This is a genomic window from Quyinboa mangrovi, from assembly GCF_042219825.1.
GTDB lineage: Bacteria > Bacteroidota > Bacteroidia > Bacteroidales > UBA5342 > JBHJHP01.
The window spans coordinates 309,917-332,076 of the sequence record NZ_JBHJHQ010000002.1; the positions used below are offsets into that span (position 1 = coordinate 309,917).

Here is a 22,160-nt window from a genome sequence, read left to right on the forward strand (position 1 = left end):
TGTACATGTCAGTAACAAACAGTTATTAAAAGATAATAATCCTTCTAGTCGTTTGACAGATTTTTACCATTAACCACGACATTTTTTAACGTGAAGTTTTGTACAAACTCATGGTTGAATGTTGCATTTTTAGCCTCTATCGCAAGGTCTTCAAACGTGAAATTCGAGAGTCTGTCGTGCTCTGTTATTGCCACATCAAAGAATTTGTCACAGGTCAAACTGATGTTGCGCATCGTAATGTGATCAGAGTATGAAACAGGAACATCTTCCCGGCCTTTAAGGTCAAAGAACTGGGTCCATGGTTTCACATAAATCATGCTGTAAGCCTGTCCGGTGATGTCTTCCACAGTTATATACTCATATTTCTGAGGTGTATCCGGTCGCATTTTTAGCCAGAGTAAACGTTTGGCTTCATTCACATGACAGTTGCGCATTAAAATATTCCTGTCATGAATGGATTCACTTCCGCATGTTAAGGCAGAGTGGCAAAAACCGAATTCACAATCTTCTATGATGATATTTGTATTTTCACCGTTTGTTGTATCCTGATCTGCCCAAGGACCTTTGCCACCTTTCAGCGCAATTGCATCATCATTTACAGCCATGTAACATCCTTTTATCAGTACATTCGAACACACATCAAGGTCAATGGCGTCGGTACTCGGAGCCTTTACTGGTTTGTGTGGTGACGTAATTCTTAGATTCAGTATCTTAACATTATTACATTTATAATAGTGACTGCTCCAGAAGCCTGAGTTTATCAGATTGACATCCTGCACCTGGACATTATCTGAATTTCTGATGAAAACAAGACGTGGCCTCGAAACTTCCAGGTTTGTACATTTCGGGTTTTCTTTTCTTCTTTGCCAGAAAGCTTCCCAGTATTTAAGTCCGTTCCCGTTTATGGTTCCTCCACCCGAAATTGTAAATCCGTCCACTCCGTAAGCATTGACAAGTGCTGCAAAATAATCCAGGCTCTGACCTTCCATACGGGAGGGTATAAACGGGTAATTTTCAATATTGTCTGAACCTTTTAAAACGGCATCTTCCGATACATATAAATGTGTATTGGGTTTAAAAAATAAGGCACCACTCAAAAATACACCTTTAGGTATTATAATAGCTCCGCCGCCCTGACTGCTGGCCGTATCAATCACTTTTTGAATGACCTCCGTCTGCAGGATTGTACTGTCGTTCACAGCACCATAATCCATTATGTTGTACCCTTTTCCAAGATCTTCAGGTTTTACCTTTGTGAAATCAGAGAACCATTCCGGTATTTTTGATCCATCAGGAAAAACATCAGTTTCTTTTTCAGTTGAACAGGACATTGTGGTTAGTGCGAGTATGCAAAGAGATATCAATAAGAAGTGTTTCATGTTGTGATTGAATTTTGGTTCATATTGGCAAAAATATGAATTATTGGCAATCATCAAAAATGGAAAACGAATTTCGGAATCTTATTTGGCGGATGGGAGAGTAAAAAAGAAGGTTGAACCTTTCCCTTTTTCGCTTTTAACCCAGATTTTACCTTTGTTCTTTTCTATAAATTCCTTGCAAATCAAGAGCCCAAGACCAGTTCCGGGTTCTCCCATTGTTCCTGGCTCTGAATTTGTATTGCCAATGCTAAACAGGTTGTTCTTTTGTTTTGGTGTCATTCCTATGCCATTGTCTTCAACAGAGAAGGTGATAACATCTCCTTCCTGTACAGAGTTCAGTGTAATTTGTCCTTGTAATTTGGTGAATTTTATAGCATTTCCAATCAGGTTTTGAATCACCGAATTTACCATCTGGTCATCTGCGAACACACATACACTGTTATTGATCTTATTCACCAGTTTTATCTGTTTCCTTTGTATTTTGTGCTGAAGTAAATCTACTGTTTTTTCTATGATAGACGACACTTCCAGTGCCTTAGGCGTATATTGTATCGTCCCCATCTGTGTTCTCGACCACGACAATAAACCATCCAACAGTTCATAATAGCTATGGGCAGATTCATTTATAAGACCAATGTATTGGGCACGGCTTTCTTCATCGTATTCATCATATTCATTGTGGAGAAGATCAGAAAAGCCAAGAATTGACTGGAATGGTGATTTTAAATCGTGTGCAATTATAGAAAAGAGCTTGTCTTTCAGTTTATTCAGGTTTTCAAGTTCAAGGGTTTTTTGTTCAAGTACTATTGTCCTTTGCTCAACCAGATTTTCCAGTTTCTCTTTTTGCTTTTTAATTTGTCTGATTCGTAAATTAAAAGTAACTATGAATAAGAGTATCAATGATATAGCGGTAAGCGTAATGAACCACCATGTTATCCAAAAGGGTGGTTTTATTCGTATGTTTAGTTCCATAACTTCATTTTGCCATTTTCCGTCATTATTGGCTCCCTGAAGTTTAAAAACATAGTTTCCCGGTGGCAGAGACGAATAGGTTGCAAAATTTCTTGGATATTTGGCGTAGTTCCATTCTTTTTCGAACGGATACAGCATGTATTTATATTTATTGCTTTCGGGGTTGGAATAATGCAGAGCCATAAATTCCAGCGTGAATATTTTTTGTTTTTTATTTAGTACAAGACTTGTTTTTTCACTGATACTTTTATCCAATACTATCTGGCCGTTTATTTTTTGATTTATCAGTACCGGTTTATTGAAAATTTTCAGATCGGTGATAACCATTTCAGGAGGAAATGGATTCTGTTTTATTTTATCCGGGTAAAAGAAGTTGAACCCGTTTATACCACCAAAAAAGAGTTCTCCCTGTTTGCTTTTATAAGCCGAGTTGGGTTCGAACTGATTGCTTTGCAAACCGTCTTTTTCGGTATAAATATTTATGTCGAAACGTTCAGGAGAATTAGCTGCATTAACGAGTTTCATTAATCCATACGAGGTGGATACCCATATATTTTTTTTATTGTCTTCGAGGATGCTGTTGACAACGTTGCTTGATAGCCCATCATTTGTTGTATAGTCAACAATTTTTCCGGTTTCCAGCACAGCAACCATTATTCCGTTTTTTCCACCAATCCACAAGTTGCTTTCCGAATCTACAAATATGGTGTGTGTACTATACAGTTTATCGCGATTGAGATAATTAACAAATGTATCTTTTTGCCAATCAAAGTATAGCAGTCCGACATCACCGTTTCCATACCAGACAGTATTACTTTTTGTGTCAATGCAAAATGCACTTTTATTAGAGTTTGTATATTTGTGATGAATGGAATCCGTCTTTATATCAAGCAGGTCAACGCCCTGGTCTCCTGAGATCCATAGATTATTCTGTTTATCAAATGCCAGCGTATATATATTGTTGCTTTGTAGTGCTCCTTTTAATTTTCGCTCTGAGGTATAATATTTGAATTTTTTTGTAACTGGATTAAAACAGCTGATTCCTCCTTCATATGTTCCGATCCATATTTTTCCACTGGAATCAGAAGTCATACATTTAATATTAGTTCCGCTAATATATTCGGGTGCATGCGGATAATAAATGAATTTTCCTGTCTTTCTGTTCCAGTAATTCAGGCCACCATGATCCGTACCTACATATACATTATTATAGTTGTCACTTGTAAAACAAGAAACAATGGGAGAGCTCAGAGACGCATCATTATTTTCTTTTCCTGTGACTGAGCCTATTGGCTTAAAGTTTAGATCTGTATAGTTCACACCTCCGGAAAATGTACTCAACCACATAATATCATCATCATCAATAAAAACATTGAAGATTGAATTATAAGTGATACTTGAAACCGGATGGTAGGTGTAGGCATATCTGAAATAGTTATTTGTTTTAGGTTTATACAGATAAAGTCCGTCCAGGGTTCCAAGCCATATATCGTTTTTATCATCACGCGTTATATCCCTGATTCTGCGAACGGAATTGTCGGGAAATTCATTGGATAAAACCGTTTGAGTGTTTTCATCAATTTTGAACAACCCAGCATTCTTGGTGCCTACCCATATCGTTTCATTATCTTTAAAAAGGCACATAATATCATGAACGGGGTGTCCGGTTTCATCTTTAAGATTTAAATTAGTATATGTACTGTCCTTAAAACTAAAAACCAGCAGACCATATTTTCTAGATCCTATCCATACCTTATTTTTAGTGACAAGCAGATCCCATGTTTCGTATTGACGATTATTTTTGTCAGGCGGTAGATGTACAATATTGAAAGCTGAATCCATATGGAAGATCCCGTTCCGGGCCCCAATCCATATCCCATTCATACCATCGTCTACAATTGAACGTATTCTTATTGGTTGGTTTCTATTGTCTTCATCATATACTCGTTCCAGCTTCTCCGAATCATAGTCAAATTTGTACAAATGATATGACCCCGCCAGCAAATTGCCTGAATGATCAGTGTGGATAGACGTGAAGTTTTGATCTGATTCATCCACTATACCAGAGCCCTGAGCATAATAATTTTTAGTGGTTAATCCATCAAATCTACATATACCATCCGAAGTAGCGATCCATATAAAACCTTTGGTATCCTTTGTCGTTTCATTGGTTCTATTAATGGAAAGACCATTATCCACAGTGACAGAATTAAATCTGAATTGGGGTAAATTATCTTGTGGTTGTGCTATTATTAGAACAGACATAAAAGTATAAATGACCACAAAAAGTGCCTTTATAATGTTTAAATGTCGTGCCATCAGGTATTCATTTGTATCAGTTTTTTCTTATTAATGTTAAATAGGTGTTAATTAAAATTAATGCTAAAGTAATAATAAATTTTAAATAACATACATTTTTGTCTTAAAATGTAAGTATTCCTATATGTTAAAATATTGATATAGGATTTATTATGAGTTTGGTAAGCATTTTTGTGACGAATTGTTGTTAAATTAACATTTGAATGAATTGTTTTAACTTCTGTTTTTCAGAGATATTATGGTGTCAGGATCATCGCTTAAGTACACAGGATGACCTTTTATGGAACTAAAGACGAGTACCCTGTCATATATATCGGGAAGGCCAACCAGATTAGAGAACTTCCATTCACCTCTTCCAGCCACGGCAACTTCTTCACCTTCCTCCAGAATACCTTCCTTGTAGCGTATGGTCTTATTCATGCCCAATAGTCCCTCACTTTTGTAACCATGTGTATTCAGAAACCTTTCCAGATCCGGTGTAGCATCATTTCTGAATCCGGATCTGTATTTCCGGTCCTGAACGATATAACTTTTAAGGTTGTTTTCATCCACATAAGCACATTTATATCCGGAACGGATCACATATTTGCACGATCTTTCTTCCTTTATCAACGTGCGCCAGTGCGTATTTTTGCCGGATGACACTTTTTGTTCCACATGTACAAAGTAATACGCACATTTTCTTCCGGATAATGGTGCCTGGAGTGGTACTTCTGCGATTTCAATTTTACCGGTAATTTTAGCAATATCACCCGTATTGAAATTTAGAATTGGTTTAACCACGGCGTTCTTTAATTTACGCTTTACAACGGCTTTTTTATTGAAAAAAATCACCAGAAATAAAATAACTGCCGGCACTGCAATAAAAATTATAATAAGGTATTGATCCATAGTGTATGATTCCAGTTCAAAAAATTTATGTTCTTAATCTGCTTTAGCTGTCGTTTCGTCCTGTTTTTCCCGATATATAATCATATTAGGATAACCTTCCACCACACTTATCATTTTTTTATGAGGTCCCTGCTTTATTTCTTTTCCGGGTATGGGTTCATAATTTATTTGCCAGAGATCCAACCTTTCTTCCAGGGCCTTTCCAAACCAACCGTAATCAATTTCAATGGATGTATTATTGGTTTTCAGTTCGTTTAGTTGTTCACGAAGAGAAAAAGAGGAACGGGTTTCCCATCCCATGTGTACCCACATTACTATTACTCCGTTAATCAGCAACAAAGCTGCGACAGAATAACTCAGATACTTCGTTTTAGTTCGGTTCGAATTGAAAAATGAGAAAAGAAGCGGAATCATAGGGAGCAGCCACATTTGTGGCCCAAATCTTGGCCACCATAAATGTCTGCTGAACATCAACGTAGAAAGAACGGCAAATGCTGCAATAAGCAGTTTTAACCTGTTCTTTTTATCCCGGAGCAATAAAGTAACCGACAATGCGAGAGCCAGAATGATGGTTGCACTGAAGTAGGGGCCAAAACCACTGACCCTGACCTCATGAAAGTAGTAGGCTTCCCAGTCAGATGTGTTCGACATAAACGGCCACATCAGACTGACATCCTTCTTCTTGTAATAGGGTGCGTTATCAGGCCTTCCAAAAGTGGCATAAAACATTCGGTATAATAGGTTTTTCCCCATCATGTTATGCGGTGTTTCATACAATTCGTTATCATCTCTTCCTGTTGTCTCAAAGACACTGGGATATTCTTCTGTTCCCATAATAGGGTAGAGCGGATGATTTCGTTCCTTGTAATTGGTCATGTAAGGATTATATCCAGTAATAAGCAGTGATCCGGCAAGAATTATGGCATGCAGGTACGCAAATTTGAACCAGTGCTTCCGGTTCACCACAAGAAGATAAATGAAAAGAAATAACGCCAGTGTACAGACGAAAACCAATCCGGTAAATTTCACATTCACTAAGGAAGAAATTGTCATGGCTGCCATCAACAAGTTGATATTATCCTGCTTTTTTATCCAAAGGATTGCTGCCGTCAAGTAAATACTGATGTACAGAATTAGGAGTCCATCAACAAGGTAAGATGTGATTTCGCACCAAACAACAGGATTCAGTATAACTATTACAGAAATCACAAGGGATTTGCTAAAGGACAATTTCAGTTCCCGAAGAGATGCAAAAATATAAAAGAGGGCAATAAATGGTACAATAATGTTCAGACCTTTTCCAGCTTCAAAATTGCCTGTAAAACTGTACACCGATGCTGCAAAATACCACGATCCTTTCGGGAAATGACAAATGGAAGAACTGTTGTGTATTTCAAAATCACGAATAGGCTCTTTTAAAGGATTCCAGTCACTGACCATGTGATAGATGGCGGATTGGTGATACCATTGTCCGTCCCAGGACAGGTCGAAATAAAATGATGCAATTAAAAGGGAGAAAACTATGACACCCAGGCTTACTGTAAAGATTGAAATGTTTTCTTTGAGACTTTTGTGTTTAACAATCAAAAACAACAGGAGTGCTGGCAGAATAAATGACAATGGAAATGTATAAGGCAGTAATCCCTTTATGGTGGCAAAAGATAATAATACCAGAAGGTGGTTCAATGTAACAAAGGCCATAAGTAACAAAGAACTGTCTTTGAGAGTTTTTTCAAATGTATTCACTATTGTTTTGGAGGTTAAATTATTAGAGGTTAAATATATAGAATTATTAGATAATCACGAAAATTGAAATAATTATATACACCATAATAGTTGGTGAAAAGATAAAGATTCACCAATGTTCTTTGTTGCATATATTGTTGATATTCATCCATGCATGAGACTGTCCAAAAAACGATATCAGAATTATCTTTACTTACGGATTGTAAGTAGTTTTTACAAAATTACCCCTAAATCCCCTGAAGGGGACTTAAAGCCTCCCGTCAGCTGACGGAGAGGTTTGGAGGGGTAAAATAAAGATTGCTTACAATTTATACGTTAAAAATATTTTTATTTGTCTTTTGGGACAGCCTCATTAAGTTATCTCAGGCGTCAGTCCGCCATTTCGAATTCAGGATAGCTAAGCTCGTCGGAAATACAATCTTAACCGTAACATATTCACTGTTTTTGATCATATTGTATGATATAATCAGGACTGATTTTTCATATGATTCATGAGGTAAGTTTTATTCATTTTGACTTTAATTGTAATTATGGTTTTAAAATTATGTAAATTGTAGTCGAAAACAAATACATGATATAATCACAAAGGTAATTGAATAGTGTTGGTGAGGGCAGAAAAAACAGAAAGGCATTTTATCAGAAATAATTTATGTTAGTTTACGTGTTAGTGGCGTATTTAGTTGTCTTTACTTATTAGAAATTACAGATTGAAAAAAAGCAATAATAAAAATTTTTGTTCGTTTGATGAATGTTTGAAATTTAAAGTTATGACAAGATTTACATTAGTTTTATTTTTATTGATATCCGTAACCGTTTCTACTTTCGCAAAAGACGTTAATGCATGGAAGGAAGAGCCAAATCTTGAACAGCAATATGATGTGTTTAAGAAGAACCTGAATTACTGGAACCTGCAATATTTTATGACGCCTGATCAGTTAGATCAGTTTTACGGTGCTGTGAAGGACTCCATCAGTAATCTGGAAAAGGTGATTATAAAAAGTGAGAACCAGATTCTTTCCTTACAAAATGATCTTAAGACCAATAAAAGCAGAACCGACCAACTACAGGCAAAGCTTGATGAAAGCATCAAACGACAAAACTCTATTCCTGTGCTTGGAATGCAGGTTGATAAAAGTGCGTATTCAATAACGCTTTACGCTATTATTATAGCTGTTCTTGTTTTTGCCGGTATTATGTTTTTGATGTTTAAACGTAGTAATGCAGTTACAGTAAAAACCAAAACAGAATACCAGGAGTTGATGGAGGAATACGAACAGCATAAGAAAAACTCACTGGACCGCTATACAAAGATAAACACTGAACTACATAAGGCCAGAATGGAACTGAAGCAGAAGTAAAGGTTCTACTTTTGTTGCTGCGGCAAGTATGTTAATAATTTGGAATTTGTTGCAATTCGAAGTTTAATATTCCCCTTTTATAACAAAAAATGATCCACGGATGGTACCTGCCAGTTTCGATCTCTGGCGGGCAAATTTAAATTTTGGCTCCAGTTCTTTTGGTATTTCCATTCCTTCAGAAAGTTTAAAGCCAACCGCTCGTTTTTTGGGATTATCAACCGTGTACATTACGTTAACAGACAAACCATCTTCATAAAATACATAAGAAAACTTAATGTTTTCCACCTGGAACTGCGACGTCTCCAACGGTTTGGCTGCAAACTCAATATTACGTTCTTCTTTCAGAACCCGGTTAACATAAGCAAGCGTTTCCCTGCTTTCTTCCGCTGGTTCAACTGTAAATTCATGGTTATACTTATTCATGAAGTAACGGGCTTCATTGGCACGTAATCCGGCTAAAGCCTCGGCAACAGGCGATGATTCAAGTCCAGTTGTTGATACATTTGCAAAATCTACTTTGTATGACATAATTTTATCTCCTATGTGTTTATTCTCTTATTATCACTAATACATTATACCTTAACAATTCTTTTACCCGGAGCCCTGAAATACCAGGACAGGATGGTCACAATGAGTAGGGAAAGTGGAGGTAATGCTTCAACAAATGGTTGTCCGATCATAAGATGAGAAGCTGCCGCACCAGTCATGATGAAAAAGAATCCGGCATACGCCCATTCTTTTACAAGAGGATATTTAGGGGTAAGAATGGCGATAACCCCGAGAATTTTCCAGAATCCCAATATGGACATCATATATATTGGATAACCCAATTGATGAAAAATATCCACAAACCCGCCAATTTGCAGCAATTGCTGTACTCCGCTTGCCAACATTCCTAAAGAGAGAAAGATTGTGGCCACCCAATAAATGTATCTGCCGGTTTTTCTACCAATTGGCATAACCTGTTCTTTGTTTTTTGTTTGCATTATTTTTACTGTTAAGATAATAAAACAAATAGAGTGAGGTGTTTAGATCAGCTTACTAACAATTGCCTGTAAACGGTCGTGTGCCATATTTATGCCCCTGGCAAACGGCATTTTTAGCTGTTCGTCTCTGATCGATACCGATCGGTAGACAATATGCATGTTAAGCTTGCTGGTGTTTTCAGAGAGTGCTTCAAATTCCAGAAATTCAAGTTGCGGACCAAAACTTACCGATTCCATTTCAAACGTTCGTGTAATTTTTTTGTTCGGAACAAACTCATGAATCGTTCCGTTAAATCCGTATGTGTTTCCCATTGGATCAGTTGTTACAAACTGGTAACTACCGTGCTTCTTATTCTCAAGTTTCAGTACTTTGGTGCCCATCCATTGTTCTACAATTTCTGGTTCCACATATGCTTTAAAAAGTAATTCCAACGGCAACTCGAATTCTCTCGTGATCATCAGTTCCTGTTTGCAGTCCTCTGCATGAATTTTAGTTTTGCGTTCCATTATATTTTATTTATCAGTACTATAACTTTTCATGATGGATTCCAGTTTATTAAATCTGTCGTCCCACATTTTACGGAAAGGTTCAATAAAATCTGCTATTTCCTTCATTTTCTGTGGATTTAAATGATAGTAAATCTCTCTGCCATTTTGTTCCTGGTTGAGTAATTCACACTCTGTGAGGATTTGCAGGTGTTTGGAGACTGTTGGTCGGGCCGTGTCAAAATTTGAGGCTATTGCTCCGGCAGACATGGCATGTGTAGCAAGCAATACCAGAATCGCTCTTCTGGTAGGATCAGCTATGGCCTGAAATACATCGCGTCTTAAATTCATTACGTAGTTATTTGACTACAAATATACATGTAGTTATTTAGCTACACGTAATATTTTAAACTTTTTTAGGAATAAAATTTAAAAGCGACTGATTATGTCATCCGATGGTATTACACGCTTTTCAAACTGTTTTAGCAGAAAGAACCAATAATCTTTTTCCGGCCATTACTGAAAAAATAATCCATGGTAGCAGTGAAACAAGCGAGAATACTAAACCTAATGTGCCGGCAGTTGAAGGTATGATCATTAAAAGTCCGGCGATAATTCCCCAGATGACTGTTCCTTTACTAAATATACCTGATTTCAACATTGTCTTTGAAATAATAAGCAGGGTAATGGCATTAAACACATAATACACATCGAAGGCCGTTCCTTTATACGTTACAATCAATCCTTTGGCAATGCCTGGAAGTTGTTGTTTAGCCTCCATTGATTCTGTTGTGAAAAACTGCCGACTAACCGACAACATCTCAAAAGCTACAGAAGAAACATAATAAATGCCAATGCCAATAAAACCGATGGTTATTGCAATGAGCAGGTTTGCGAAATCAGTTTTTCTCATGGACGCGAAAAGGCCAAGATAGACAAGAATTAGCAGAGCATTATTGATGTAATACAGAAAATCCAGACTCAGTATGCCAATCAACCAGTTATGATGCATAAATCAATAAAGGCCATAGCCGTTTCAGGAGGCGGATAAGCCGAAAAAATAATAATTTGAACCGGAATGATTGCGACAATGGCGAATGCTGCCAGTCCACCTGTTTTGTACAATTTTTCTCAGTTAAAAGTTTCGTTCATCATGTGTTGTTTGGTTTTTATGAGTGGTTAAAATAAATTGGATCTGTTAATGTAAGCGTGCGATTATTAATTGTGAACTAATATGTGTAGATAAATTCGTCGTATTCAGTCATCAGTTTTATGGGGTTACCCTGTAAATTATATTCGTAAGTGTTACGTTTGAAAGTCGTGCTATCGGCACCTGGAACGGCAACATATAATGTAAAGTTCTCTTCAATAATATTATTCGAATTTGTGTAAATTCCGGGAACACCTAATTGATTAAATATGATGAACGGATTCTTTTTATCATCATAGCTGTAAGTAATTTCACTTATTAACTCAGGCTCGATATTTTCTGTATAGTATTTTTCACTGATCACATTCCCATTGTCATCATACGTATATGTAAAGAATTGTTTAATTTCGCCGGTTTTATCGTGAAGATTTACTCTTATTATATGACCATCGTTGTATATTAAAGATCTTTTTGATTTATAAGTGAAATGTTCGTCCTCTTTATGAAAATATTCAATTTCCTTTAAGCTGTCAACCCCATCATAAACGAAAATACGGTAATTTGTAAGTATGCAGTTTTCAGCTGTTACTAATCCGTTATCTGTTGGAGATGATGTAGAAGATGAAAGAACGTCTAAATTCATTGAATTCTCTTCTTTGACAAGTTTATCTTCATCGTCATACATATATTTCTTATAATAATATCTGCTTTCCACTTCTTCAATTTTACCCTTACTGGAATACCTGTAGCGGGCAATTATATGATCGTTTGAAATCTGTGATTTTATTAAATCCTTTGGATCAAATGTTTTAATTTCGGCCTTATCTTTTGTGCAGGATGTTGACAGAAGTAATGTGATCAAAGCAAGTGAGAATAAATTAAAAAATATCTTCATGATATCAGCATCTTATGGCAAACGAATTTATATTCAAAAAGCTAATCTGTAAAAATATAGCTATATTAATAATACGATACAGGCATATTAATTACTCAGTGTGCAACAAATAAACGAGTTCATATTGTTGAATGTACAAAGTTTTAATTGTATGAATGGGATAATTAATGATAGGGCCTTCCGGGAACGCATTAATTAATCCTTCTGTATCAGGAAATCCCAGGCTGGTTATGCGTTTTGTCTCGGAAATGCAGGCAGCTCCGTTACATGATTTCTTATAATATATGTAACCGTAACCAGGTAGTCTAAGTACATTTCCTATCAGTAAGCCTTTAAATGAAAATTCAGTGTAACCAGCATTGTCGGTATAGAAATATAAGGTGTCATGCTTCTGGCTTATCCGGCTGTATCTGGCATTTTTAATATTATGTACAGTAAAATGCAGAACCACTGTGCTGTCAGCCTTAATTTCAATTTTTTCATATGGAATTTCAAATCCGGCCGGATAGATAAAATCAGTACAATTAAACATGTAAGACGATGAATCTAACCTGATTCCGGTACTGTCATAACAAACAATCCCATTAATAAACGCATAGTCATAAAAGTTGAAGATCTGATTTAGGTTTACGTTTTCTTCTTCACAGGAGGTATGCAACGCAACTATAAGTACAATAAGTAAATAATGATATCTTCTAAGGCTGTTTAATTCAACGAAACATTTAGATTTCATAATTCTAAGACTATACTTATGAGATTAATACCCATACAAGGTATTTAATTTTAAAATGATAAAAAAGAATAAATTCAGCGAATCGGCATATTCGAACCTTATTTAGATATAATCTGAGTCAGTTATTAGGTAGAAACAAAGTAATATCGTACAAAGAATCGTATTGCTGACTTACGGTCGCATTAGATTATCGGTTATTAGATGTATTCCTCTATCACAATTTTGGTTTGTTGCATCATCACATCAAATGCATTGGGTTTTTGCATCAGTTCTCCCAGATTTTCAGGTATCACCTGCCATCGAAGTCCATATTTGTCGATGCACCAGCCACATTGCGATGCTTCACCTTCATTTGTGAAATAGTTCCAGAATTTATCTATTTCATCCTGATCTTTACAGTTAATGGTCAGGGACAGGGCATCGTTAAAGGAGTGGTGCTCCTGTTCAGTACTCATCATTGAATACTTTTGACTAAAAATTGTTATTTCACACATTTCAGCATTCCCACTGGGTGTTTCACCAAGCGGAATAATACTGCCTTCCTGCAAAGCTTCACCAAAAATTGTTTTATAATACCTTACTACTTCGGTGATATTGCCCCTCTGTGTGCAGAACCAAAGGCTGGGGATTATTTTATCCTGTTTCATCTTTTATACACCGTTATTTCATTGTTGATCCGGCTCAACAGTTATGTCAACTTTTCTGAAATCAATGGGGAAACCTTCATACTGCAATAAGATCCTGCCTTCTGTTACGGAAGGTTCAGTACCTTCGTTTACCAGTTTACCGTTAAGTTCCTGTTTGATGGTTCCGTTGTGGTAGGTAACGGTCAGTGTGTTCCAATCGCCGATGGGGTTGGCTGCATCGGTCAATCGTTTAACCACCACACTTCTTCCCGGCTCTGTCCGGCTTCCTTTGTTTATAAGGGTAACATCTTGCAAGAGAATAAAATCCCCGGTCGCTCCTTCTTTAATCTGAAACTGAATTCCCTTAGGCCAAAGTGTATCAGGTGTAGTTTCAGGGACTAAGTACATCAGTCCGCTGTTCCGTTTATTATTTTTTCGTGTAAATGCTGTATCTGTATTCCACCTGAACTCAGCAGTTAAGGTAAAATCATGAAAAGACTGATCCGACATCAGGTATCCGGCTTTGGCACCGTACATCCTGATCATGCCATCCTCAACTTTAAAAAGTTCTCCGGCATCCTGATGTACTCCTGATTCCGGTTCAAACGCATACCAACCGGTTAAATTACTTCCGTTAAATAATTGAATTGTTTTTTGTGCCCTTGTAAAACCGTTGAATGCAAAGCACAAAGACAGAATTATATACAGATATTTCATCATCGCGTTTTAATTTAAACAGAACCGAATATAACTATTTTAAAGATTTTATTTCCGGCTCTTGTCCGTTGAATTCCATTCTCCATTCCTTTTTGTTTTGTGCAAACTGTAACACAAATGCTGAAGAATACGCCTTCTCCATAGTGGGTATCCAGTCCTTTTTATGTTTGTTGATGCAGATAAATAGACCGTGTTCGTTACCTATGGCACAAAACCTGTCTATATCGCCGCTGTAAATATCCAGGCCGGTAGACCTATGGATATACCTGTAAACCGGAGCAATATCATCTACAGGTAAACCAATCTCTGAGATTTCCAGAAACGAATGTTCTGAAAAAACATCATTTGATTCATTATGAAGATTTTGTCTGGCAATCAGTTCAACAATGTTTTTATCCCGGTCATAAAAATAAAAGGCTCTGGCATTCCAGGAATTAAAATTCTGAATTTCAGAACCTTCAAAGGGCAAAATTTCTAAATCCTTTTGTGCCCATACCAGTGCTTCCTCTATTTGGTTACAGGGTATGTTAATTGCAAAATGATATGGTGTTGTTTCCGGTGCATGTTGGAATGTTAGGATGGAACGTCCGATACCATAAGAAACACTATCCTGATTTTGTTTTACCATTTTCAGCCCCAGAGTATTCGAATAAAAACTGATTTGTTCTGAAAGTTTTGACGTATAGATTGTTAGTTCCTGAATATGCATGACAATCCTAATTAAAAACGCTTAAAATTACCTGGGATTAATGCTCATTAAAATCCCGGTCACTTTATCTGAAGCACCGGATTCTATTTCACGATGCAAAACAGATATATATTTAACCGCTTTTACAAGTAATATGTTTTGAAGTTATACGAATCCGTACAAATTAGTTCAGAACTTTCACGGTCTTTTTAATCCGACCATTTCCTAATTGTAGCAGATAGATTCCGCGTTGTAATCCCGGAACTGTAATTTTATTTACCTGTTGATCCAAACTGGTAGAGTACAGTTTCTGTCCGCTGATGGTATACAAGGATGCATTAACCGGTTCATCTATTGAAACAGAGAACTGAATATTTAGAATTCCGTTTGAGAAAAATGTTTTTACGTCATCAAACTGAGCGGGTTGGAAGCCGGAATTTGCTGAAAACTCGAAGGCCCCAAGATCGGGCGCTGATCCGTTATAAGGTAAACCTACATCCGTTCCTGCATCAATGAAAACACTACCCGATACCAGATGCATAAAAGGTACATCGGGCAGACTCCCGTCGGCTTTTCGTGGTCCGGAAATACCTGTGGTGTCAATGCTGGCAAAATCGTCTGCAGAAAATGGTGTGGTCATCAACCAGCTGTTGGTAGCCTGAACAGCAAAATCGGGAATGTCGACAGTGCCCTGGTAGGAAATGCAGTTTTTAATGATGAGTGATTCGCCGGCGGCAAGGGTTTTATAGTACTTAAAATTTGATGAAGTATTACGATAGGCCGTACAGTTCAGCATAGACATGGTTCCAACGTTGTTGTTTTGATCAAATCCTTTGCCCTTGTTATAAAATGCCATGCAATTGGTTAGATAAAAATGGTGTTCCAGCATTGCACTGTTGCCGTTATCGCCACCACCCATTTTAAACCCGTTTCCGTTTGCCTGCGATCCTGGATTGGTTCCGTCTTTCAGCCAGCCATTTCCCCAGGTCCAGCAATTTTCCAGTATGGTAGTTACGTTGGTGGTGCCACGCATGTATCCATCCCAACCGTCATCGCAGTTGCCCCATGCCCGGCAACCGATAAACTTATTATTGCTGCCCACATCAAGCTTTGGCGCGTATCCGTCGGCATCACCATAATCTGTTGGATCGGCATTATAGTACGAATCACAGTTTATAAAGGTATTATCGTGAGCCCCGCCACCGAGCTGGGCGCCGGTATCTTTATTTTCAGAGAATGAGCAGAATTCGATTGTATTGTGACTCCCACCGGAAATATTCAGCCCGTTATCGCCGGCTTTTGTAATATCAAAGCCTTTAATATACCAGTAGCTTCCGGTCAGACTGATGCCCCTTTTCCCGAAATCCGTTCCCGAAAAATTCAGAACCGGTCGTTCACCCGGATAAGCAAAAAGATAACAGGTGTCGTTTTCTGTTCCGCTTTTTGAGATGTAAATGGTCGATGAATAATTATGTATGCCACCTCGCACAAGAATGGAATCTCCCGGAGTAACCTGGTTCAATGCTTTGGTAATAGTTTTAAACGGTAAATCCACTGATGTTCCGGAATTGGAGTCTGTTCCGTTTGTGTCAACATAATAGGTTGTGGCACCTGCTGATATTCCGAGGATGAGCAATATAAAGGTAAGGATGTTTTTCATGACGATGGTTTTAAATCACAAATGTATTTTATTCCATTGATCCGGCTATAAAAAACCGAAAAAGATTATTCATCTTTCACACATCGGATGGAATAGCCGGTTTTTTTGTCGATACTGTTTCTAACCATGTTTCCGCTATTGTAGTACAGACTTCTGTACCATGCTGTTGTTGTATTGTTTTCTGTCGCGCTCCACATATATCCATAATAATTGATGCTGCCAAATGCTCCGGTATAATTTCTGTATCCTCCGGGACGGACTGAAAAACCGTATTCATTGGTAGCTGCCGCATTTGGTGCGATCCAAAGTGAAGTACCGGCATCTTTCAATTTCCCGGCGGCTATTGATTCGCCTCCCAAAAACGTAGCTAAAGTAGTCCATTCAGCATCTGAAGGAACATGCCAGCCTTCAGGACATATTTTGCCACTTTCAACAGTATACCAGTTGTAAAGTGGGCCAAACAAAGGTTCGTTGGTATTTTTATCATTGTCATACCAGCAACAACCAGGCCCGGTCAATGCGCCCCATTCGGTATTATCTGTGGCCTGTGCAATGTCTGTCCCGTCATTGAGTTTTGTTGTTTTCAGGTTTTCAGCCATCCATATCTGCGGTCCGATCCTGACAGTGGAATAAACATTTCCATCAACATCGGAAACAATCAATCCCTTATCACTCAATTGCTTCAAAATGGCATCCACATAGGCTTTATTAACGGCATCCTTATCGTTAACCGGATTGCCAAGATTTGTGATCCTGCCGTTTGACATGTTTTTTGTGGCATAGATACTCAGATTGGGTTTATTTTTGATACTTGCATATGTGCTGTCCCACGATTCCGGTGTATTGATAAGGTCATTATAGTCTTTATCCCAGGCATGGTAGTCCGGGTCTGATTCGGCAGTAATAAATCCACTTACATCAGGGATATTACCGAGTAGCATTTGTGTTGAGTCTGAAAGTTCTGTTTTAGTTGCCAGGTTACTGATATCCTGATCTCCTGTATTTGTTCCACTCAGGTTTTTAATATTCGAAACATCATTTTCATTGATCAGGGCTGCATCGCTGGATGAGAAGACCGGATCAGTTTCTGATGCCTGTCCAAGCAGTTGTTCCGCCGTTTTGGCGTGCAGTGCATACGGAACACTCATTAACTGGCTGGTTCCAGAAATGGTATAACTGGCTCCGCCCTTCAGGTCTGTTTCAGTTTTCAGATAGTAGGGGCCATCACTCCAGTCAATCTCAGACATGCTGCCTTTTACCACAGTGCCGTCTCCGATTTCCAGTGTGATTAAACCATTGCTGTTAGTTGTCGGGAAATGCCGTTCCACATAGACCGCCTGTCCATAAACCGAACCCTGCAGAATACTGATTTGAATCCCAATACTGGTGTTGGTCACCAGTTTATTGGTGGTATTTCTGATAACTGCCTGATAGGTCATTCTTTCGGGGGCTTGTGCTACGATATGCTCTGTTGATCCTAAGATTGACAGAAAAAGCAGGATATAAAAGGTTAACAGATATTTCATGACTCAGTTTTTTACTATTTTAAATGTCTTAAGAAGCTCATCGCTTTTCAGTACCCTTAGAAAATAAGTGGCTTTAGCCAGGTCATTTGTCGGAATACGGGTTTGAACATTGCCGATGTGTTCCGTTTTTACCAGCGTGCCTTCCTGATCGAATAATCTGTAGGTTAAGTTCGTCACTGAAAAGGTATCCACGTCAAGAATGAGAACATTAGTGGCAGGATTGGGAAAGGCAGTCAATGTTAGATGCGTTCCGGAAAAATCTTCCAGACCCGCTTCAGAAGAAATTTCGAAAGCCTGCTGTACCCCTACCAGCATATAAACCCCGTCGCCTTCAACAGGATTTGTCTGGATCTGCCCGACAGAGAAACTCGATGAACCATTACTTCCTTCAGCCATTCCCCCGGAGACAGGAAGGGCTTCCTGTGCCATTCCTGACAGGGAAACCGATATACAACCTAAAAAAACCAGATGTTGTAATATATTTTGCATACCATTCAGTTTAATAATTTGGTAAATAATTTCCGGATCATATTAAATGAGGTAAAACGTGAGAGATTTTGAGATCGGGTTATCAGGAAAATTATTCCTGAAGCTACACTTATATTTAATGAGTAAAAGGCGTGGGGGCTTCAATCAGCGAATGAAAATTATCACATAGCCACTTGTAAATATATATAACTTTGACGAGAATAAGAATAGCCGGTTGCTTATTATGATATTAATCAATACCGGAAATAAAGAAATTTGCTACTCATTATGATAGGTAATCCGAACAGTATCACCGCGGAATTCAAGCATGTCATACCGTAACATGAAATCAGAATTGTTCTTAAAAGTTAGGTCCAGTTCGTGATCATTCAACCATTTGTATGTTAAATTCAGGTCTGTTCCTTCAAGCAATATTACCTGTTTGCCATCTAAAATTTGGTTTATTGAATATTGAGAACCGGATTTATATAGCTCTTTTATTTCATAAAACAACATAACATTTGTATATGTAAATGATTTTTCAAAACCTTCTTCCCATGTCACAACATATTTAGAATGTGAAGGTGAGTACAGCATATTTTTAACAACCTTGTTTTTTTTATTCACGACAACCGTTTGGTATCTGTCTGCAGCCTGTATTTGTTGTTCAATGTTGAGGTTGTCATTTAAAGCAGGGATTATTGTCAAAATAATGAGTACAGCAATAAGCGGGATAAAAGTTGGTTTCATATGTTCAGCATTTATATTTAAGTTTATGATTTAGCTTCACAACACATCCGTATTCTGTTTAAAAGGTTGTATAGTGGATCTTTAATGAATCGTTGTGCATCACAAATGACGATTTGAATTTAATAGCGGAACAACTGTCAGGATAACTAATAAGAATCTCATTGTCATTTAACCACTTGCATTTCACATCCGTATCATTTCCAGAAACAGAGCATACCAATAATGAACTGTACGAGAAACCACGTGTAAGAATAAAACCATTTGATTTAAATTCATACACTGTTATATCAGTCATTGGAACAGGCAAATGATTAGATTCCTGAATAAGGAGGTGTCGTTTTCCCGATGGAGAATTCACTTTTAATTCTGAAGAATTCTTTGATGCGTTTAATTCGATCTTATGGTTTACGGTGTTTTGGTCATTATCAGAATCTGCAAATATTTGACTTTTGAATATTAAAATTGTAATGAAAATAAGTAGTGTGACAATAACAGGAACTAATTTTCTAATCATGGTTTTTAATTAAGGTGCACGTGTAAATTTACGATATTTTATTAATGAATCAAAAAATCAAAATTGGGACACATGAAGTTTCTTTCATTTGCCGTTTCTGATCATTTCTTTTTTCTTCCTCATATTGTTTTTCTTGTGTCGTTTATTCCTGTTATTTTTACATTCTCATTGCGGTAAACCAAACAGAAAACGCCCGAACGTGTTATGAATAATAATGTAATTTATGGCAGATTTTAAAATCATATCGGAATTTGAACCCACCGGTGATCAGCCTGAAGCGGTCAGGCAACTGGTGGAAGGGATCAACAGTGGTGAGCACTACCAGACACTTTTAGGGGTAACAGGATCCGGTAAAACCTTTACCATTGCCAATGTAGTGGAACAGGTTCAACGTCCCACTTTGGTGCTGAGCCATAATAAGACTCTGGCCGCACAGCTTTACGGAGAGTTTAAAGCTTTTTTCCCTGATAACAGGGTGGAGTATTTTGTGTCGTATTACGACTATTATCAGCCGGAAGCTTATTTGCCGGTCACTGATACGTACATTGAAAAGGATCTGTCTATCAATGATGAGATTGAGAAACTGCGCTTATCCGCGACCTCGGCATTATTATCGGGCCGAAGGGACGTACTGGTGGTTTCATCCGTATCCTGTTTGTATGGTATGGGAAATCCGGAAGATTTTCATTCCAACCTGATACAGGTAAAAGTGGGAGACAAGATTCCGCGAAATGTATTTCTAAGGCGTTTGGTTGACAGCCTTTATTCAAGAAATGAAATTGATTTCCGAAACGGCACATTTCGTGTAAAAGGAGATACAGTGGATATCTATCCGGCCGACGCCGATTTTGCTTACCGCATTATTTTCTGGGGCGAGGAGATTGAGGAAATTCTGCTGATTGATCCCATTAATAACAGCAAAAAGGACGAAGTGGATTCAGTTATGATCTTCCCGGCAAACATTTTTGTGACGAATAAAAGCCGCATAAAGGAAGCCATTTATACCATTCAGGATGACCTGGTAAAACAGGTGGATTTTTTTAAGGAAATTGGCAAGCCGCTTGAAGCTAAACGCATTGAAGAACGTGTGACCTACGATTTGGAGATGATAAGGGAAATTGGTCATTGTTCAGGAATTGAGAATTATTCGCGGTACTTTGACGGCCGGAAACCCGGTACACGACCATTCTGTTTATTGGATTACTTCCCTGATGATTACATTACCATCATAGATGAAAGTCATGTGTCCATTCCTCAGATCAGGGCGATGTATGGTGGAGACCGAAGCCGCAAACAAAACCTGGTGGATTTTGGTTTTCGTTTACCGGCAGCCATGGATAACCGGCCATTGAAATTTGACGAATTTGAATCCATAACCGGACAGACCATTTTTGTAAGTGCCACACCGGCTGATTATGAACTGGAGAAATGCGAAGGTGTGGTATCTGAACAGGTGATCCGTCCAACCGGACTGCTTGATCCTGAAATTATGGTCCGCCCAAGCCAGAATCAGATTGATGACCTGATGGAAGAGGTTCGGATAAGGGTTGAAAAACAGGAACGGGTTCTGGTAACAACACTGACCAAACGTATGGCGGAGGAGCTCACCAAATATCTGAACAGGATGTCGGTGCGTTGCAGTTATATTCATTCGGATGTGGACACCCTGGAACGTGTAAAAATTATGGAAGGCCTTCGACGTGGTGATTTTGACGTGCTGGTCGGAGTCAACCTGTTGCGTGAAGGTCTGGATTTACCGGAAGTCTCTCTGGTGGCTATTCTGGATGCAGATAAGGAAGGCTTTTTACGCTCAGAACGTTCACTGACCCAAACGGCAGGACGTGCAGCCCGAAACATAAACGGTAAGGTGATCATGTATGCAGATAAGATTACCGACAGCATGAAACGCACCATTGACGAGACCCTGAGGCGGAGGGAAAAACAGTTGAAGTATAATGCCGATAATGGTATTACGCCTAAAGGTATTACAAAAGCATTAGGCAGAACCATTTCGGGAAAAGAGGAAAAGGAAAGCAGACCCAAAGCTTATTCGGGACCATCAGAGGTTAATGTGGCAGCTGATCCGGTTGTACAGTATATGAATGTAGATGCCCTTGAGAAAGCCATTGCTGCCACTAAAAAGAAAATGGAAGAAGCCGCCAGAAAACTTGAATTTATTGAAGCTGCCCAGTATCGCGATGAAATTAAACGTCTGCAGGAACTGGTGAATGAAAAGATGTAAATTGAAAGTTAAAGAATGCGATACAACAACAAAGCATATTAATATTTTAAAATT

The 22,160-nt window shown here is 38.1% G+C and carries 22 protein-coding genes; 2 read left to right on the plus strand and 20 right to left on the minus strand.

Annotation, left to right across the window (positions count from 1 at the left end):
• Positions 1 to 44: 44 nt before the first annotated feature.
• The 4 genes from ACE1ET_RS04565 to ACE1ET_RS04580 form a co-directional block, all read right to left on the minus strand.
• Positions 45 to 1,379, minus strand: coding sequence for a rhamnogalacturonidase (locus tag ACE1ET_RS04565; protein ID WP_375727183.1), 1,335 nt, complete (start codon positions 1,377 to 1,379; stop codon positions 45 to 47).
• Positions 1,380 to 1,460: 81 nt separating this feature from the next.
• Positions 1,461 to 4,670 carry a ligand-binding sensor domain-containing protein gene (locus ACE1ET_RS04570; RefSeq protein WP_375727184.1) on the minus strand — a complete coding sequence of 1,070 codons (3,210 nt, stop codon included), beginning with the start codon at positions 4,668 to 4,670 and terminating at the stop codon, positions 1,461 to 1,463.
• Between the two features lie 213 nt (positions 4,671 to 4,883).
• On the minus strand, positions 4,884 to 5,561 hold the full coding sequence (locus ACE1ET_RS04575) for a hypothetical protein (protein ID WP_375727185.1): 678 nt from the start codon (positions 5,559 to 5,561) through the stop codon (positions 4,884 to 4,886).
• 33 nt (positions 5,562 to 5,594) lie between these two features.
• Positions 5,595 to 7,307 (minus strand): hypothetical protein, encoded by a 1,713-nt coding sequence (locus ACE1ET_RS04580; RefSeq protein ID WP_375727186.1) that lies wholly within the window; start codon positions 7,305 to 7,307, stop codon positions 5,595 to 5,597.
• 767 nt (positions 7,308 to 8,074) lie between these two features.
• Between ACE1ET_RS04580 and ACE1ET_RS04585 the strand changes: the two genes are divergently transcribed.
• A complete protein-coding gene (locus ACE1ET_RS04585) occupies positions 8,075 to 8,665 on the plus strand; it encodes a hypothetical protein (RefSeq protein ID WP_375727187.1) in 591 nt (196 codons plus the stop codon).
• A 63-nt stretch (positions 8,666 to 8,728) separates the two neighbouring features.
• Here the strand turns inward: ACE1ET_RS04585 and ACE1ET_RS04590 are convergent, their stop codons facing one another.
• From ACE1ET_RS04590 to ACE1ET_RS04665, 16 genes are all read right to left on the minus strand, one after another.
• Complete coding sequence (locus tag ACE1ET_RS04590; protein WP_375727188.1) at positions 8,729 to 9,193, minus strand: phage tail protein; 465 nt, start codon at positions 9,191 to 9,193, stop codon at positions 8,729 to 8,731.
• 44 nt (positions 9,194 to 9,237) lie between these two features.
• The gene (locus ACE1ET_RS04595) at positions 9,238 to 9,651 is read right to left on the minus strand and encodes a DoxX family protein (RefSeq protein WP_375727189.1); all 414 of its coding nucleotides are present in this window, start codon (positions 9,649 to 9,651) and stop codon (positions 9,238 to 9,240) included.
• A 42-nt stretch (positions 9,652 to 9,693) separates the two neighbouring features.
• Positions 9,694 to 10,158, minus strand: coding sequence for an SRPBCC domain-containing protein (locus ACE1ET_RS04600; RefSeq protein WP_375727190.1), 465 nt, complete (start codon positions 10,156 to 10,158; stop codon positions 9,694 to 9,696).
• 6 nt (positions 10,159 to 10,164) lie between these two features.
• Positions 10,165 to 10,488, minus strand: coding sequence for an ArsR/SmtB family transcription factor (locus ACE1ET_RS04605; RefSeq protein WP_375727191.1), 324 nt, complete (start codon positions 10,486 to 10,488; stop codon positions 10,165 to 10,167).
• Positions 10,489 to 10,609: 121 nt separating this feature from the next.
• Positions 10,610 to 11,149 carry a hypothetical protein gene (locus ACE1ET_RS04610; protein WP_375727192.1) on the minus strand — a complete coding sequence of 180 codons (540 nt, stop codon included), beginning with the start codon at positions 11,147 to 11,149 and terminating at the stop codon, positions 10,610 to 10,612.
• Positions 11,131 to 11,262 (minus strand): hypothetical protein, encoded by a 132-nt coding sequence (locus ACE1ET_RS04615; RefSeq protein WP_375727193.1) that lies wholly within the window; start codon positions 11,260 to 11,262, stop codon positions 11,131 to 11,133. The genes ACE1ET_RS04610 and ACE1ET_RS04615 overlap by 19 nt, the downstream gene beginning before the upstream one ends.
• Positions 11,263 to 11,366: 104 nt before the next feature.
• A complete protein-coding gene (locus ACE1ET_RS04620) occupies positions 11,367 to 12,182 on the minus strand; it encodes a hypothetical protein (protein WP_375727194.1) in 816 nt (271 codons plus the stop codon).
• A 91-nt stretch (positions 12,183 to 12,273) separates the two neighbouring features.
• Positions 12,274 to 12,915, minus strand: a complete 642-nt coding sequence (locus ACE1ET_RS04625; protein ID WP_375727195.1) for a hypothetical protein — start codon at positions 12,913 to 12,915, stop codon at positions 12,274 to 12,276.
• A 197-nt stretch (positions 12,916 to 13,112) separates the two neighbouring features.
• Positions 13,113 to 13,562 (minus strand): VOC family protein, encoded by a 450-nt coding sequence (locus ACE1ET_RS04630; RefSeq protein WP_375727196.1) that lies wholly within the window; start codon positions 13,560 to 13,562, stop codon positions 13,113 to 13,115.
• 18 nt (positions 13,563 to 13,580) lie between these two features.
• Positions 13,581 to 14,261: a 3-keto-disaccharide hydrolase gene (locus ACE1ET_RS04635; RefSeq protein WP_375727197.1), complete on the minus strand. Its 681-nt coding sequence runs from the start codon at positions 14,259 to 14,261 to the stop codon at positions 13,581 to 13,583.
• Positions 14,262 to 14,292: 31 nt separating this feature from the next.
• Entirely contained in the window at positions 14,293 to 14,967 is a 675-nt protein-coding gene (locus tag ACE1ET_RS04640; protein WP_375727198.1) for a VOC family protein, read from the minus strand.
• 163 nt (positions 14,968 to 15,130) lie between these two features.
• Positions 15,131 to 16,606: a right-handed parallel beta-helix repeat-containing protein gene (locus tag ACE1ET_RS04645; protein ID WP_375727199.1), complete on the minus strand. Its 1,476-nt coding sequence runs from the start codon at positions 16,604 to 16,606 to the stop codon at positions 15,131 to 15,133.
• Between the two features lie 65 nt (positions 16,607 to 16,671).
• The gene (locus ACE1ET_RS04650) at positions 16,672 to 18,132 is read right to left on the minus strand and encodes a fibrobacter succinogenes major paralogous domain-containing protein (protein WP_375727200.1); all 1,461 of its coding nucleotides are present in this window, start codon (positions 18,130 to 18,132) and stop codon (positions 16,672 to 16,674) included.
• A 3-nt stretch (positions 18,133 to 18,135) separates the two neighbouring features.
• The gene (locus ACE1ET_RS04655) at positions 18,136 to 18,621 is read right to left on the minus strand and encodes a T9SS type A sorting domain-containing protein (protein WP_375727201.1); all 486 of its coding nucleotides are present in this window, start codon (positions 18,619 to 18,621) and stop codon (positions 18,136 to 18,138) included.
• A gap of 258 nt (positions 18,622 to 18,879) precedes the next feature.
• The gene (locus tag ACE1ET_RS04660; RefSeq protein ID WP_375727202.1) at positions 18,880 to 19,350 is read right to left on the minus strand and encodes a hypothetical protein; all 471 of its coding nucleotides are present in this window, start codon (positions 19,348 to 19,350) and stop codon (positions 18,880 to 18,882) included.
• Positions 19,351 to 19,408: 58 nt separating this feature from the next.
• Positions 19,409 to 19,864, minus strand: coding sequence for a hypothetical protein (locus ACE1ET_RS04665; RefSeq protein ID WP_375727203.1), 456 nt, complete (start codon positions 19,862 to 19,864; stop codon positions 19,409 to 19,411).
• 223 nt (positions 19,865 to 20,087) lie between these two features.
• On the opposite strand from ACE1ET_RS04665, the gene uvrB reads away from it, so the two are divergent.
• Positions 20,088 to 22,106: an excinuclease ABC subunit UvrB gene (gene uvrB / locus ACE1ET_RS04670; protein ID WP_375727204.1), complete on the plus strand. Its 2,019-nt coding sequence runs from the start codon at positions 20,088 to 20,090 to the stop codon at positions 22,104 to 22,106.
• The last annotated feature ends 54 nt before the right edge of the window (positions 22,107 to 22,160 follow it).

Coding starts and splice junctions, on each gene's coding strand:
- ACE1ET_RS04565 (WP_375727183.1), bottom strand. CDS start 1,379: ATGAAACACTTCTTATTGATATCTCTTTGCATACTCGCACTAACCACA.
- ACE1ET_RS04570 (WP_375727184.1), bottom strand. CDS start 4,670: ATGGCACGACATTTAAACATTATAAAGGCACTTTTTGTGGTCATTTAT.
- ACE1ET_RS04575 (WP_375727185.1), bottom strand. CDS start 5,561: ATGGATCAATACCTTATTATAATTTTTATTGCAGTGCCGGCAGTTATT.
- ACE1ET_RS04585 (WP_375727187.1), top strand. CDS start 8,075: ATGACAAGATTTACATTAGTTTTATTTTTATTGATATCCGTAACCGTT.
- ACE1ET_RS04590 (WP_375727188.1), bottom strand. CDS start 9,193: ATGTCATACAAAGTAGATTTTGCAAATGTATCAACAACTGGACTTGAA.
- ACE1ET_RS04595 (WP_375727189.1), bottom strand. CDS start 9,651: ATGCAAACAAAAAACAAAGAACAGGTTATGCCAATTGGTAGAAAAACC.
- ACE1ET_RS04600 (WP_375727190.1), bottom strand. CDS start 10,158: ATGGAACGCAAAACTAAAATTCATGCAGAGGACTGCAAACAGGAACTG.
- ACE1ET_RS04605 (WP_375727191.1), bottom strand. CDS start 10,488: ATGAATTTAAGACGCGATGTATTTCAGGCCATAGCTGATCCTACCAGA.
- ACE1ET_RS04610 (WP_375727192.1), bottom strand. CDS start 11,149: ATGCATCATAACTGGTTGATTGGCATACTGAGTCTGGATTTTCTGTAT.
- ACE1ET_RS04620 (WP_375727194.1), bottom strand. CDS start 12,182: ATGAAGATATTTTTTAATTTATTCTCACTTGCTTTGATCACATTACTT.
- ACE1ET_RS04625 (WP_375727195.1), bottom strand. CDS start 12,915: ATGAAATCTAAATGTTTCGTTGAATTAAACAGCCTTAGAAGATATCAT.
- ACE1ET_RS04630 (WP_375727196.1), bottom strand. CDS start 13,562: ATGAAACAGGATAAAATAATCCCCAGCCTTTGGTTCTGCACACAGAGG.
- ACE1ET_RS04635 (WP_375727197.1), bottom strand. CDS start 14,261: ATGATGAAATATCTGTATATAATTCTGTCTTTGTGCTTTGCATTCAAC.
- ACE1ET_RS04640 (WP_375727198.1), bottom strand. CDS start 14,967: ATGCATATTCAGGAACTAACAATCTATACGTCAAAACTTTCAGAACAA.
- ACE1ET_RS04645 (WP_375727199.1), bottom strand. CDS start 16,606: ATGAAAAACATCCTTACCTTTATATTGCTCATCCTCGGAATATCAGCA.
- ACE1ET_RS04650 (WP_375727200.1), bottom strand. CDS start 18,132: ATGAAATATCTGTTAACCTTTTATATCCTGCTTTTTCTGTCAATCTTA.
- ACE1ET_RS04655 (WP_375727201.1), bottom strand. CDS start 18,621: ATGCAAAATATATTACAACATCTGGTTTTTTTAGGTTGTATATCGGTT.
- ACE1ET_RS04660 (WP_375727202.1), bottom strand. CDS start 19,350: ATGAAACCAACTTTTATCCCGCTTATTGCTGTACTCATTATTTTGACA.
- ACE1ET_RS04665 (WP_375727203.1), bottom strand. CDS start 19,864: ATGATTAGAAAATTAGTTCCTGTTATTGTCACACTACTTATTTTCATT.
- uvrB (WP_375727204.1), top strand. CDS start 20,088: ATGGCAGATTTTAAAATCATATCGGAATTTGAACCCACCGGTGATCAG.